Annotated in this window: 13 protein-coding genes; 8 read left to right on the plus strand and 5 right to left on the minus strand. The window is 48.4% G+C overall.

Going from position 1 to position 12,879, the window contains the following annotated elements:
* The first annotated feature begins 1 nt into the window (after nucleotide 1).
* The 4 genes from METMI_RS0109975 (at nucleotide 2) to METMI_RS0109990 (ending at nucleotide 3,455) form a co-directional block, all read left to right on the plus strand.
* The gene (locus tag METMI_RS0109975) at nucleotides 2–238 is read left to right on the plus strand and encodes a hypothetical protein (RefSeq protein ID WP_029151597.1); all 237 of its coding nucleotides are present in this window, start codon (nucleotides 2–4) and stop codon (nucleotides 236–238) included.
* Between the two features lie 270 nt (nucleotides 239–508).
* Complete coding sequence (locus tag METMI_RS0109980) at nucleotides 509–1,882, plus strand: cytochrome P450 (RefSeq protein WP_019866145.1); 1,374 nt, start codon at nucleotides 509–511, stop codon at nucleotides 1,880–1,882.
* Complete coding sequence (locus tag METMI_RS0109985) at nucleotides 1,879–2,811, plus strand: lysophospholipid acyltransferase family protein (RefSeq protein WP_019866146.1); 933 nt, start codon at nucleotides 1,879–1,881, stop codon at nucleotides 2,809–2,811. The genes METMI_RS0109980 and METMI_RS0109985 overlap by 4 nt, the downstream gene beginning before the upstream one ends.
* A 314-nt stretch (nucleotides 2,812–3,125) precedes the next feature.
* The gene (locus tag METMI_RS0109990) at nucleotides 3,126–3,455 is read left to right on the plus strand and encodes a hypothetical protein (RefSeq protein ID WP_019866147.1); all 330 of its coding nucleotides are present in this window, start codon (nucleotides 3,126–3,128) and stop codon (nucleotides 3,453–3,455) included.
* A 407-nt stretch (nucleotides 3,456–3,862) separates the two neighbouring features.
* Here METMI_RS0109990 and METMI_RS0109995 read toward each other — a convergent pair whose 3' ends face one another.
* The 5 genes from METMI_RS0109995 to METMI_RS0110020 all read right to left on the minus strand — a co-directional run bounded on the left by METMI_RS0109995 (nucleotide 3,863) and on the right by METMI_RS0110020 (nucleotide 7,016).
* On the minus strand, nucleotides 3,863–4,309 hold the full coding sequence (locus METMI_RS0109995) for a DUF7689 domain-containing protein (protein ID WP_019866148.1): 447 nt from the start codon (nucleotides 4,307–4,309) through the stop codon (nucleotides 3,863–3,865).
* A gap of 6 nt (nucleotides 4,310–4,315) precedes the next feature.
* Nucleotides 4,316–4,852, minus strand: coding sequence for a hypothetical protein (locus tag METMI_RS0110000; protein WP_019866149.1), 537 nt, complete (start codon nucleotides 4,850–4,852; stop codon nucleotides 4,316–4,318).
* Entirely contained in the window at nucleotides 4,849–5,535 is a 687-nt protein-coding gene (locus METMI_RS0110005) for a hypothetical protein (RefSeq protein WP_019866150.1), read from the minus strand. The genes METMI_RS0110000 and METMI_RS0110005 overlap by 4 nt, the downstream gene beginning before the upstream one ends.
* Nucleotides 5,536–6,324: 789 nt before the next feature.
* Nucleotides 6,325–6,780, minus strand: coding sequence for a molybdenum cofactor biosynthesis protein MoaE (locus tag METMI_RS0110015; RefSeq protein ID WP_029151599.1), 456 nt, complete (start codon nucleotides 6,778–6,780; stop codon nucleotides 6,325–6,327).
* A 2-nt stretch (nucleotides 6,781–6,782) separates the two neighbouring features.
* On the minus strand, nucleotides 6,783–7,016 hold the full coding sequence (locus METMI_RS0110020) for a MoaD/ThiS family protein (protein ID WP_019866152.1): 234 nt from the start codon (nucleotides 7,014–7,016) through the stop codon (nucleotides 6,783–6,785).
* 87 nt (nucleotides 7,017–7,103) lie between these two features.
* On the opposite strand from METMI_RS0110020, the gene moaC reads away from it, so the two are divergent.
* The 4 genes from moaC (at nucleotide 7,104) to METMI_RS0110040 (ending at nucleotide 12,672) form a co-directional block, all read left to right on the plus strand.
* Entirely contained in the window at nucleotides 7,104–7,580 is a 477-nt protein-coding gene (moaC, locus tag METMI_RS0110025) for a cyclic pyranopterin monophosphate synthase MoaC (protein WP_029151600.1), read from the plus strand.
* Nucleotides 7,581–7,737: 157 nt separating this feature from the next.
* Nucleotides 7,738–8,793 carry a UDP-3-O-(3-hydroxymyristoyl)glucosamine N-acyltransferase gene (gene lpxD / locus METMI_RS0110030; RefSeq protein ID WP_029151601.1) on the plus strand — a complete coding sequence of 352 codons (1,056 nt, stop codon included), beginning with the start codon at nucleotides 7,738–7,740 and terminating at the stop codon, nucleotides 8,791–8,793.
* 212 nt (nucleotides 8,794–9,005) lie between these two features.
* Nucleotides 9,006–11,108 (plus strand): PP2C family protein-serine/threonine phosphatase, encoded by a 2,103-nt coding sequence (locus METMI_RS23640; protein WP_019866155.1) that lies wholly within the window; start codon nucleotides 9,006–9,008, stop codon nucleotides 11,106–11,108.
* Nucleotides 11,095–12,672, plus strand: coding sequence for a PhnD/SsuA/transferrin family substrate-binding protein (locus METMI_RS0110040; RefSeq protein WP_019866156.1), 1,578 nt, complete (start codon nucleotides 11,095–11,097; stop codon nucleotides 12,670–12,672). The genes METMI_RS23640 and METMI_RS0110040 overlap by 14 nt, the downstream gene beginning before the upstream one ends.
* The last annotated feature ends 207 nt before the right edge of the window (nucleotides 12,673–12,879 follow it).

Genomic DNA, 12,879 nt, shown 5'->3' on the forward strand with positions numbered 1-12,879 from the left:
TATGGAAACCACGCAATCAATTTGTGGGACGTGCCTGGTGTTGATTAAACGCGCCTACTTCCTGGCGTTCCTTGCCATGATGGCTATTGCTGGCAACTCCTTGCTGTGCCGTTTAGCGCTGAAACACGCGGTCATGGATGCGGCGAGTTTTACGACGGCCCGGATCATGGCCAGTGCGCTGATGCTTATATCCATTTGCCTACCGCGCTTGGGGCGTTATTGCTGTTTGGCACCGTAACAGGCCACCAGGCTGGGTTACGGGCTATGGCATGGCGAACGCTTGAGCCGAAAGCAAGCCGTGGCGATTATCTGTTCCATTTTGCCGCACAGCCGTTGCCTAGTGCAGTAATGGGGCGGGGTAAGGCACATGATTAGATAGCGGGCTGTAACTTACGATATACTCTGGTTATGGCTAAGGGTAGGCCGTTTTTTTACAAAACGGTTATGCAAACGCAGCAGCCCTAAGCAAACCCAATGTGATCATCCGTCTTTTTTAACCAGATTAAGTATGACTGATTTTATTCCCCCTTTTCCAATCCGGCACCAGAAAACGCTGGGGGCGCTTGATACGCTAAAATACGCCCGCCGTGACCTGCTGTCTATCTGGACGGAAGATTCGTTCAACCGGCAGTTTATGTCCATCAAGATCATTAACCGTTCTATCTTTATTGCCAACCATCCTGATATTGTCCGTCATGTGTTTTTAACGAACCATGCCAATTATGAAAAAAAGAGCCCGTTGATGCGCAAGGCGCTGGAACCGTTGTTGGGTGATGGCCTGTTTATCAGTGACGGTGACACTTGGCAGAAACACAGGAGCCTGGAGACCCCGCTTTTCAGTGCCGAACAAGTCGCCAAATACAGCGAAGTCATGATCAAGGCCACGGAAGAGCGGGTAAGGTCATGGGCTAATTTTAAGCAAGGCGAAATCATCCAGGTTTTGCCGGAAATGGGGCAGTTAACGGCTGAGATTATTTGCCGTACCCTATTTGGCAACCAGCTCGGTGCAGGGCAGGCGGCGCAAGTGGTGCAAAGTTTTGCGGAGTATCAGGCGGCAATTGAACAAATGGATGTGAACACGTTTTTTGGTTTGCCCAGCTGGATTCCAGGCTTAGGCAGGGGGCGGGCGGCTAAAGCCGCCAAGGCCGCCAAAGCCATCCACGATATCGTCGACAAGGTCATTGCCGAAGGCATTAAAAGCGACAATAAAGATACCCTGCTGGGGCAGTTTTTACGCATACAGGATAAAAAAGAGGCCCAGGCCGCCTTGACCAAAAAACAAATCCGTAATGAATTGATCGTGCTGTTTATGGCGGGCCATGAGACCACCGCCAACACCTTGGCATGGGCGTGGTATTTGATTTCCCAATGCCCTGACGTCGAGCGGCGTTTGCACCAGGAAATCGACACGGTTTTGGCTTCCGGTTCGCCGACATTCGCCGATTTCTCTAAGTTAAGCTATACCCGCGCCGTGCTCGAAGAAACCATGCGCCTGTACCCTCCCGTGCCTATCTTGTCACGCGAAGCCAGTGATGATGACATTATCCGTAAACGCCATATCCCCGCCGGTTCTATCATGTTGGTGGTGCCCTGGCTGTTGCACCGGCATAAGGCTTATTGGGACAAGCCCGACCATTTCATCCCCGAACGTTTTCTGGATGATGCGCCGGTAAAACCCGATAAGTTTATCTACATCCCTTTTAGCGTAGGCCCTAGGGTGTGTGTGGCAAAGTTTTTCGGGCTGGTGGAAACGACGTTGTGCTTGGCTATCTTGGCGAAACATTTCCGTTTGCAGGTACCGGAAGGGCATCAAGTGACCCATGAATGCCGTCTGACGTTGCGCCCTAAAGATAATTTGCCGATGCGCATCACCAGCCGATGAGAACGAATTTTTTACGGTTTTTCAATGATAAGGCCTGGCGCAAACAGTGGCTGCGCTACTGGCTCAGCGACCCGTTTTGGGGGGGGCTGGACTATTTCAGCCATTATGTCTTGCGTTATCTGCCAGTCAGCGTAAACGCCAGCGTCGGCGCATTTTTGGGGCCGTTGGCGGCAAAATACCGCTTTAAAATCCCGGATGGACGCGCCAGGGATAATTTGGCGATCCTGCGCCCCGATTTGGGGGTGGCCGAGCGGGAAAAGATGCTCACCCGGATGTGGCAAAACATAGGCCAATCCATGTCCGAGTATTCTTTGCTGGATAAGATTTATGCCCAAAATAGGGTTTCGATAATTAATGGCGACTATTTGCAGCCGTTCATAGGCCACAAACAAGCCGTCATTTTTGTTTTTGCCCATACGGGCAATTGGGAAATTTGCGGGAACTATGTGATCGGTTACGGCTTTGATGTCATGGGCTTGTATAAGCCGGTAAGGAACCGCTTTGCCAGCAGGATCGCCGACGCCGCCCGTGAACGCATGGGTGGCGCCATCAAGCTCATTATCAGCGGGCCCTCCTCTATGCGCCTGATTTGCAAGCATCTGGCCGATAAGGGCGCATTGTGGATAGCCATTGATGAAGTGAAAAAAAACCAAGTCAATGTCCCCAGTTTCGGGAGGAAACCACAAACCGGACACAGCAACCTATCCTTTGCCGTGCGTTTGGCCCAGCGTTATAACGCCGCCATTATCCCTGTCTGGACACGCCGGGAAGCTCCATCACGCTATTCCATCAGGTTGGGCCCGCCAATGGCTGTCGCTGCCGGGGATGATGCTTTTGAGGAAGCGTTTGCCAATCTTGACCATCAGCTGGAAACCTGGCTTATGGCTAATCTTGAGCAATGGTATATGCTGCATTCGTTTCGCTTATAGGGCATTACCAACCCTAAAAACGTAAAGGCCGTACTTGGAACATCTGGTTGGCGTTGGCATCCAGCCTTGCCGTCTTGGCATGTTTTGTAGCCATACCCATGCTATGGTTCCGATGGGCATTTATATTTCTCCCCGTTTCAGTTGTCCGTGCTCCGGGTGATTCCAAGGCCGGCATTCCCTGTACTGTTGCATCAGCGTGACAACGCTTTCATCCTGGATACCTGGGCTTTGGTAAGCCATAGGCAAAACTGCTAGACTGGCGGCCACCTTATCAACCGATCCTTTGGTTATGAATCCAGCACAAATTAAATGCCTTGCGGTCTGCCGTTTTTGCCGTCATCGGTTTCGGGCCGGTTTCCCCCGGCTGTTTGATCGGTATGGCTGTCGTGGCGATGAGGCCGCGTTGGTTTTGGGAGTTGGTGACGGATATGTATGCCGATCTGCCTGAACCGTTACCGGACTGCCCGGCCAAGACCGAAGGGCAAACCAAACAAACGCGGATAAAGTGTTTCCTGTGTTTATTGGGATTGTTCATCCTCGACATCGCGCCGGTTCCTGTAACGCCAGTCATCGCTTCTGGCATCATCTTGCTCAGGCCAACGGCATTTTATCGGTTAGTTTCGGGCGTTTATGGCGGCAATTAAAATCGCGTGGAACGGTTAGAAGCCTACCGGTACGAAAAATAATGCTGAGGTTATTGAGTTTTATCAGCTCAAATGGACAGCCTTCTTATCAGCGTTGACCAACCTATTTCATTCCCGCCGCCGAAAGAAATCTTTTTGCCCACAAGAACTAATGAGGTTTAGGTTAAAATTTAATTATTACCAGACGAAAGCGGCCGTTGGCAATTGTGGGGAGTGGTTGGACGGTAACGGCTAGGAGCAGAGATGGGGTGGATTCTAATGAATGGCTGGTTAATACTTTATAACTATCGTTTCTAAGCGGCATACAACCAATTACACCATCCTTTAGCCAAAGTTGCCTTGGAGTTTTGTCAATAATTAACTGTACGCTTAAGAGGAAAGGCCGGAAAGGCTAATATAAAACCTTATTATTTCTTGGCGCGGCGAAATATCTTTACCGCGACACCATATATTGGGCCAGAGATTGTATCTAGCGCTTCATGCTCAATATCATGATCCTGGCCAAGCTTGCTTGTCCACGCTCCACTTTCAAGCTGACGCGCCATATGCGTTGGTTTCCCATCATTATTAGCATAAAGCACTACCTTTTCAAACCCCGGTTCTTGAAGACTGTTATCACTAATCTCATATCCAAAAGTTGCAAAGACAGCAATAAAGTTTTCTATTGTCTCAGTTCGCGGAAACCCTGGCGGCCAATATGCCATCGGATGCGGGGCGGGCCACCACCAACGCTCATCATCACCTGCTGCCCAAGCAATGCAATTGTATTCGCTTGTCTGCGGACTAGTAACCTTGTGATTGTTTACCTGAAGATTTGGAAAGTCGTTTTTCAATCGTTGTTCAAGACTGGCCATATTCGATCAGATGTAACCCTTTTCTCTGCCCCAGTTCAACCAAGCTTCCGTCATCTTACGTACCCTGCCAGCATCTTCGTCCGCGACAGGATTTTCCCCTGTTAACGCTTGAAGCGCCCAGAACCAATGACCACCATTTTGCTCCAACTCTTTTAGAATGAATGGTATTACATCTGGGCCAAGCCCTATTATTCTTTGATAACTTGGATGGAGAATCATGAAATTCCAATCCGATATTATTTGCACAGAATTTTTCCATGCGGACGCCAGTTCAGCAAACTGCACACCGATATTTTGTTGCTGAGAAACTGGTTTAGCCTTGCCTACGTATACCTTTACAGTCTGAATACGCCCTATCTTTTTTGGAAAAAGGTGTGTGAATTGGTTATTAACAGGCGTCCAATTGTGCCAGGAACCCTCTATCATTAAAGGGTTAGGGTCATCAACAATGTTATATCGAGCCGGATTTTTATTTGTATCCGTAAACCAGTCTTTGTTGCCACCAAAATATGTCTTATAAGCTTGTTCTGCTGTTGCACTCATTGTTGCACCATTGGAATATAGGGAACATTAGCATCTTTTAAAAGTTTTTTACTTTGATCAGCCTTGCGTTTTGCGCGTTGTAACATTGCTATCAAATTATCAACATCCTCATTATCAAGATTAACAAAGAATTCTTTTCCCTCATCGTCGTCCTTAACATATTCGAGTTTTAAAGTTTGGACAATCACGCTCCCAAGAATAGAGTCATCGTCGCCATACCCAAAAACGGGCCGTATATCTGTTAACACGCGAGCATGTTTAAGAATATTGTCACACTCAAACATCAATCCTGTTGCCTTCGATATCAAACTTATCGAAGGAACACTTAATAGTTTCGTGAGCTTATCTCTCAGTAATTTTTTTTCCTCGGCAGTAGGAGCAACAGCCTCTTCATCCTGCACCTCATCTAACGATTCAATAAGCTCTTCCATAAAATCATCTACGGATTTACCGGAATACGCTAATACTGAATAAACAGACAATAAGAGAGTAACTATTTTGCGTGCGTCCCCCGGAGGAATCTGTGTTGTATTGTTTAATGCGCGCATCACTGCATCTTGGTGCTTGATTGCGGGCGGAACAGCCTCTAAAACAGAAATGAACTCAGCAATCGCTGAGTCAGGAAGCTTTGCTATTTCAAGCAACTCTTGTCGGTACTTTTCAGGAATGCGGAAATTGCTCACATCAGGTCCTTAATATAGTAATAAAAGCATTTCATCAAAAATAAAGAACATAAAATTTTAGGATGTTTGCATAAAGCATATCAATCTTTATCTAAAGATAGATCAATGGATAAGCATAACATAAGCAATACGAATGAACTTCTCGATACAAGCTACTAACTAGAGATAGAAAAACCCACTCTGAATTTATCTTTACAATTACACTCTGCAATCGAATGATTATAGACTACCTAACTGTTGAAGGCGAGGAGCTAAGTTTATGTCCGCACATATCTACCTAGCTATAATTGCTGCACAGCGTCTACATTACGTCTACACAAAAAGTCTATCACTCAAAAAAACTGGTAACTATTTGTTTTATATGAAGACAATGATGGGGGTTGAACCCACGACCTTGATTACGAATTATTCTTCATAGCGGTCGATTAAAATTTGCAATTCGTCGAAGGCGCTGGTTTATAGCTGAAATCGAATGTCCGTTCCTTGATGCTTAACAGTCATTCGACCAATATAGCAGAACGTCGGAACTGGGTCGGCAACCGCTAACGTGACACGAATCCACAGTCACGTGCGTCTGCTCCTGGATAATTATATCCCGGTCGGTTTGATTTTAATGGTCAGCGATATTTGGAATTTAGTGGTCACTGATGGTTAGAAAATCTGTTCAATTTGGTGAGGATATCCAGTTATGCCATTGGCCGTTTTGGGGCAAATGATAGGCTTTCCCGCTACCACGATTAAGCTATTTTAGGAAGTGCGGTAGGTTCTGGTTTCATTCGCGAAAGGGGGTTACTGCGCAGGTTTATAGCCATTGGTGTTTTCTTTAACCCAGCGGCTGTCTGCGGAAACAAGCCGTTCCTTTTTCCAGAACGGGGCTTTTGATTTTAACGCTTCCATGATGTGGCGGCTGGCATCGAAAGCATCGCCACGGTGTGATGTCCAAACGGCAACCAGGACAATAGGCTCATTCGGCAAAATATCACCGACACGATGGATCACTAAGGCGTCTATCACCGGCCATTGCCGCGCCGCTTCGCTAATGATGATTTCCAGTTGCCGCTCGGTCATGCCGGGATAATGCTCCAGCGTCATGCCCTTGACCGCAGTGCCGTCATTAAAATCACGTAGGGTGCCGATAAACACATTGGTCGCGCCGACTTGCCCGTCCAGTATTCCCGTGGTTTGCTGGTAGTTTTGGATTTCTTGCCAAGGGTCAAAGCCACAACCCGTTACGATAACCGTCATCATCAGCCTCCGGTGACAGGCGGAAAAAAGGCCACTTCATCGCCGTCATTGACAAGGCTTTCCAAGTCGGCATAGTCTTTATTGACGGCAACCAGGATCGGGTTGGGCAGGGTCTGCTGGGGGTTGGCGCACTGCCAAATTTGGCGTACAGTCAACAGGCTTGCCGTTTCAAGAATATCTTCGGAGCGCCCCAGGTCTTCTTTCAGGCTGGCAAAATAACGTACTTTTATAGACATATTGGTTCACACATACAAAAATAAGGATAATGGCTGTCCGGATCAACAGTTCCCGCTAATTTTTCAGACCACTAATTTTACCTTCTAATCATGCAGCTCACCCATTTTAATCAGGCAGGCGAAGCGCACATGGTGGATGTTGGCGGCAAAGCCATCACCCAGCGCGTGGCCGTCACCGAAGGCTTTATCCAAATGCAGCCGGAAACCCTGAAGCTAATCATTGACGGCGGCCATAAAAAAGGCGATGTGCTGGCGATAGCCAGGATTGCCGGGATTATGGGCAGCAAAAAAACCGCCGAGCTAATCCCGTTGTGCCATCCCTTGCCGATTACCCATGTGGACATCGCATTTAGCCACGACCTGGAAAAAAACCATATCCGTTGCCAAGCCACCGTAAAGACCAATGGCCAGACGGGCGTGGAAATGGAAGCCTTGACCGCCACAACATGCGCTTTATTGACGATTTATGACATGTGTAAGGCGGTCGACCGTGGTATGTCCATCCAGGCTGTCCAATTGATGGAAAAGGACGGCGGGAAGTCAGGGCATTGGCAACGCCAATAACCAGCCATCTACCAAAGCAGGCAATCTACGGCACATAGGCCCTATAGTTTTTATGGCCTGTTAAGCGAACCCGTGTTTACCTCGCCACCTACGTTTCAATTTGGCTCCCAGGGGCTTTACTATTTGCCACAACATTTAATTTACCAAAGAGACCATTATGCCAATGACTTTAAAAGAACTTGCTGATGCGTGTAATGCCCGGATCCAGGGTGGCGACAGTTCAGTGCTGATTGATGCGGTTGCCGATATAGGCTCGGCGGCCACAGGCCAAGTGACGCAATTGATAAGCGGCCGCTACGCCAAATATATAAAAGGTTCAGCCGCTTCGGCCTGTTTTGTTGCCGAGGATTTCGCCGTTGCCGATGTGCCACAATCCATGGCATTGTTGATTACCAAAGACCCTGAGCTGAGCTTTATCAAGGCCATTGGGCTATTGCATCCCGAGCGCGCTTATTTGCCCGGGATCGCCCCGCAAGCCGTATTGGAAAATGATGTCAGCTTGGGCGGCGGTGTCTTTGTCGGCCCTTATGCCGTTATCGGCGGGCAGGCTTGCATTGGCGACGGCACCGCCATTTTGGCGGGAAGCTATATCGGCAGCCGTGTCAAAATTGGCAAAAACTGCCGGATTTATCCTTACGCGGTGATTTATGATGATGTCGTCATCGGCGATAACGTCATTATCCATTCCGGCGCCATCATTGGTGCCGATGGTTTTGGTTATAAATTCAGGGATAACCGGCATGTCAAAGTCCCCCAAGTCGGCAATGTCATCATTGAAGACAATGTCGAAATCGGGGCCAACACCTGTGTTGACCGCGGGGCTTTGGGCAGCACAACGTTGGGCATGGGTAGCAAAATAGATAACCTGGTGCAAATCGGCCACAACAACAAAATAGGCCGCCATGTGATCATGTGCGGCCAAGTCGGTGTGTCGGGTTCCTGCAAGATAGGCGATTACGCCATACTCGCAGGCAGTGCCGGGGTCGCCGACCATGTCAATATAGGCCAAGGTGCCGTGGTGATGGCCAGGGCCGGCGTGGCGGGGGATGTGCCGGCAAAAACACAGGTCTTTGGCAGCCCCGCCAAAGACAAGCGTGTTGCCTACAAGGAACAGGTGGCTCTGGCTAAGTTGCCGGAATTATTGAAAAAAGTGAAATGGCTGGAAGAACGCTTACAGCACCTTGAAAAAAGTGACCGTGATGCGGGCTCTTAATGCGCCAACAATAAAGCCCAATTGGGTTCAAATTTTGTGGCTCGGTTCTAAAAAACCGGGCTTAATTCAATAATTTATTGAATTATAAATAATTATTTCTGAATTAATCATCCTGTAAAACACCAAGTGTAATTAAGCTGTCATGTTCCTTTTCTAAAATGATAGGTGAATAATTCACATTTTTTTGTTGTATAGCTCATTTCAGTTTAATTATGATCGAATTTCCACATAACAAACGCAACACCAATGGTTCCGTTGAGTTTACCGCTCCCAGCGTCCTTGAATTGACGCTGCCAGTCAAACCTATCATGTTGGATATGATGGTGCTTGATGTGTTGGGTTTGTTTCTGGACAATCCCACCCTGTCTGCGCTACCGGTATTGAATGACGATAAGCAATTTTTTGGCATCATTTCACGGCGTAATTACCTGAATCTGATGACCAAAGCGTTTGCGCGTGAACTCTATGCACGGAAAACGCTTTACACCTTACTGGAAAGCAACGCCGAGATTTTTGTTGCCCCCATGCTTGTGCATACCCATGACCGGATTGACCGGGTCATCGCCGATTTCTTGAACCGCGACCCCGGCATCCAATACGAAGCGTTGCCTGTCATTGGTGAAACCGAAATCGTCGGGGTGGTGAAAATAGCGGACATGATGCTGAGGATGTCGCAATCACAAGGCAACCTGATTGAAACCATGCAACAATTAAGCGCGCGGTTAAATGATGAGGTTGCCAATGCCGCCACCCTGCAACAGAACTTGCTGCGTCCTGCGGATATTAGGTTGCCAGGTGTTAGGGGGCTGTCGACCATGATGACATCCAGTGAAGTGGGAGGTGATTTTTATGATTACTATCTCGTTGATAACCGTTGGGTGGTCATGTTGGTCGGTGATGTCAGCGGTCACGGGATCGCCGCCGGAACCATCGTGTGCGCCGCCAAAGCGGCTGTCAACTTTCTCGAATCGGAACAAGTCAAAGAGCCACATAAAATCCTCGCCCGGCTGAGCAACATCATTTTTAACACCGCCCACCAATCTTTGTTGATGACGATGTTTGCATTATGCCTGGACACCCAAACTGGCGAATTGCGTTATGCTAATGCCGGCCATCAATTCGCTTATTTATATCGGGCTATGCTGGGCCGCCTGGACTCATTGGAAATCGGTGGTTTGCCGTTAGGAAAAAACGCCGATACCGAGTACGATCAGGAAATTACAGAAATGGATTTGGGTGACCGTCTATTTTTATACACGGACAGCATCGTTGAAGAAGAGGACTCGAAGAACGAATGTTTTGGTTATGAGCGCCTGGAAGCCTTGTTGGTCAATTATGCCGATAGTGATATGGCGACACTCCATGGCCAAGTCCTGCATGCCCTGACAAGCTATTTGCAACGCAGTGTTTTTTATGATGACCTGACCCTGTTCTCTATAGACTATCTGGAAAAAACCTACGGCACCACCAGTGCCGAAAGCGCACCGGCCCCAAAGCCTCATGAACTGGGCCATAAGTTTATATTTGATGCCGATTACCGTTCTGACCCCAGGCTGATTCCCCCAATCATTAACCGGCAAGAGCTAGTGTTCCTGGCAAAAAACCATTTTTCCGACCTGATCCCCAGTTTGTCCACACAAGGTGTCCGGCGAGTCCTTCAACAAGACCACCCGATCAACCAGCTGTTGGGTTGGGAAACCTTATTGAACCAGCACCAAAAAAAATGCCCGGATGATTTGGCAATGCTCTTGCGGTATCCTGACCAACGTAGGGAATTTGAGCTTACCCATACTGAAGATAAGGCCTTTATTATTGCTGAAGTGGATGCTTGGCTACAGGAATTGGGGATCCCTAACCAGGAACGTATTGATGCCGCCGTTTTTTTGCTGGACGAACTCATTGAAAACGGCCTGTGCGCCGCGCCCCGTGATGCAAAAGGGCGGGCCTTATACCCAAAGGGCACTTCGCGGGAACTGGATGCGGATGAGAAGTTACGTTTGGATTTGACTATCCAAGGCAGCCTTTTAGGGATTTCATTAACGGACACTTGGGGCACATTGACCCCCAATGTGTTTTTAAACCGCCTGACTTGGCATATTGAAGGTTTTGGCCTGGACTCTGGCCTAGGCGGCGGCGGCCTGTACCTCATTTGGCGGATGTCCGATTATTTACAATTGCGGGTTTTTCCTAACCAGCAAACTCAAGTCTGCGCGTTTTTGGACTTGATCAACCCATTTAACCCGGAATCGGATAAAGGTTTCCAATTCCTTTATCATACTGAATTATTAGAGGCTATTAACCATGAACCAGTCTAAGTTAAAAATTCAGCCGCAACCATCGCCTGAGAAACTGGCGCAGCAATTCTTCCTTATTGGTACAGTGGATGTTGAAGCGGTCGACACCTTAAAAACCCTATATATTTTGCCTCCAAACTGTTCGGTCGAGCTGGACTTTTCCCAAGTCGACCGGGTCAATTCGATGGGTTTGGCACAGCTCCTTAAACTGTTCGAACTTTGGCAAAACCGTAGCAACCAGATCCGCATCACCCATGTCAACCGGATGATTGGCATACTTTTCAAAATGACGGGGTTAACCCGTTTTTTGGTGGAAGAACTGGCCCATGAAGCCGCCTCGTCATCCATCCAAACAGCCTCTGCCGCGCCAGTCCAGGCCATCCATTCCAGCCCCGTCATAGCCAATACCGCGGTCTCGGAAAGCCTGGAAATTCGGCCGCAGCCTTCCGGAAGCTCCCTAAACCAGCAGTTTTTTTTAAATGGTATGATTGATGTCAATGCAGTCCATGCCTTGGAAACCTTGTATGTCGTGCCGGCAAACAGTTCCGTCACGCTCGATTTTACGCAGGTCCAACGCGTCAATTCCATGGGGTTGGCGCAATTGCTCAAGCTCTTCCAACATTGGCAAGAATGCCATATTTCTGTCCGCGTGACCAACACTAACCGTATGATCGGTGTGTTGTTCAAAATGACTGGCTTGACCCGTTTCCTTTCCGATGAGCAAACGCCGGCGGATTCGAAGCCTAACGCCGCCGTAGGCAATACCACCCCGACAGCCGCTTCCCTAGCGCCAAAGGCCGTCAATAAGCCAATCTCCGCGGGCATCCAAAACAACGGGGACAAGCTTAGCCTCTGGGTCAGTGCGCAAAGCAGCCAACAAATGAATGGCTGGTATTTTTTCAATACCTATTTGCAACGCCATTTAGGGCGGGAAGTCCATCTCGAACTCAGCCACGGCGCGATGATTGAGCGGCGGAAAAAAATTGAAGAAACCAATATTGTTTTTACCAAGCCGTTTGAAGCCACCCACCTTATGCTGGAGCACGGCTATAAACCTTTGCTAAGGCCGATTGACCAAACCGATGAAGTCACCCTGCTAGTCCGTAACGATGACAGCCGGCTGGATCTAAAAGAGTTTAAAGGCGGCAAAATTGTCACCGCCGCCCAAGACAACTTTGTTTATCTGCTTGGCCGGTTTTTATTGGAAGAAAGTGAAAGCTCTTTGGCGGATATGGAATATGTGTTTTCCGGCCATGACATTAAAGCGTTGCAAATGTTATTGAAAGGCTCGGCTGATATTTTGTTTATGCTTAGTGACACTTACAAAGGCCTGTCCAGTTTGACCCGGAAAATGCTCCGTGAAATAGACCAAAGTGAAACCGCCTTTGCCTTCCATATGTTTTGTGTCGCGCCCGACTACGCTGAAATCGGGGATGTTTTGGCGGAAGTCTTGTTGGATATGAACCAAGATAGCCAAGGGCGGCAAGTCTTGGCTGATTTGGGGGTGCCCGGTTGGATCAAGCCCACCCAAGATGAGTGTGAAATGCTGGCCATGTTATTCAACCGATATGCCCCTACCCATTAATACTCCCCCCCTCTCATGTAACAAAACAATTCCCCATCTTGTCCCTGGCACGGCCTGTGCCGGGGAGTTTTTATTCCCCCTCCCATTTCGGGCTAGGCTTGGAAGTAGGCATTCCGGCTTAGCTTCCTGGCAACCTTAACAAAAGGCCTTGGTGCTTTACTGGTTTTACTAATTCCAGTAGTATTGATGCTCTGTTTCGCAGGCTTT

This window comes from Methylovulum miyakonense HT12 (assembly GCF_000384075.1).
GTDB lineage: Bacteria > Pseudomonadota > Gammaproteobacteria > Methylococcales > Methylomonadaceae > Methylovulum > Methylovulum miyakonense.

Excerpts from the sequence above, each read along its gene's own strand:
- METMI_RS0109985 (WP_019866146.1), top strand. The coding sequence starts at position 1,879 with ATGAGAACGAATTTTTTACGGTTTTTCAATGATAAGGCCTGGCGCAAA.
- METMI_RS0109975 (WP_029151597.1), top strand. The coding sequence starts at position 2 with ATGGAAACCACGCAATCAATTTGTGGGACGTGCCTGGTGTTGATTAAA.
- METMI_RS0110000 (WP_019866149.1), bottom strand. The coding sequence starts at position 4,852 with ATGAGTGCAACAGCAGAACAAGCTTATAAGACATATTTTGGTGGCAAC.
- METMI_RS0110015 (WP_029151599.1), bottom strand. The coding sequence starts at position 6,780 with ATGACGGTTATCGTAACGGGTTGTGGCTTTGACCCTTGGCAAGAAATC.
- METMI_RS0109995 (WP_019866148.1), bottom strand. The coding sequence starts at position 4,309 with ATGGCCAGTCTTGAACAACGATTGAAAAACGACTTTCCAAATCTTCAG.
- METMI_RS0109980 (WP_019866145.1), top strand. The coding sequence starts at position 509 with ATGACTGATTTTATTCCCCCTTTTCCAATCCGGCACCAGAAAACGCTG.
- METMI_RS0110020 (WP_019866152.1), bottom strand. The coding sequence starts at position 7,016 with ATGTCTATAAAAGTACGTTATTTTGCCAGCCTGAAAGAAGACCTGGGG.
- METMI_RS23640 (WP_019866155.1), top strand. The coding sequence starts at position 9,006 with ATGATCGAATTTCCACATAACAAACGCAACACCAATGGTTCCGTTGAG.
- lpxD (WP_029151601.1), top strand. The coding sequence starts at position 7,738 with ATGCCAATGACTTTAAAAGAACTTGCTGATGCGTGTAATGCCCGGATC.
- METMI_RS0110040 (WP_019866156.1), top strand. The coding sequence starts at position 11,095 with ATGAACCAGTCTAAGTTAAAAATTCAGCCGCAACCATCGCCTGAGAAA.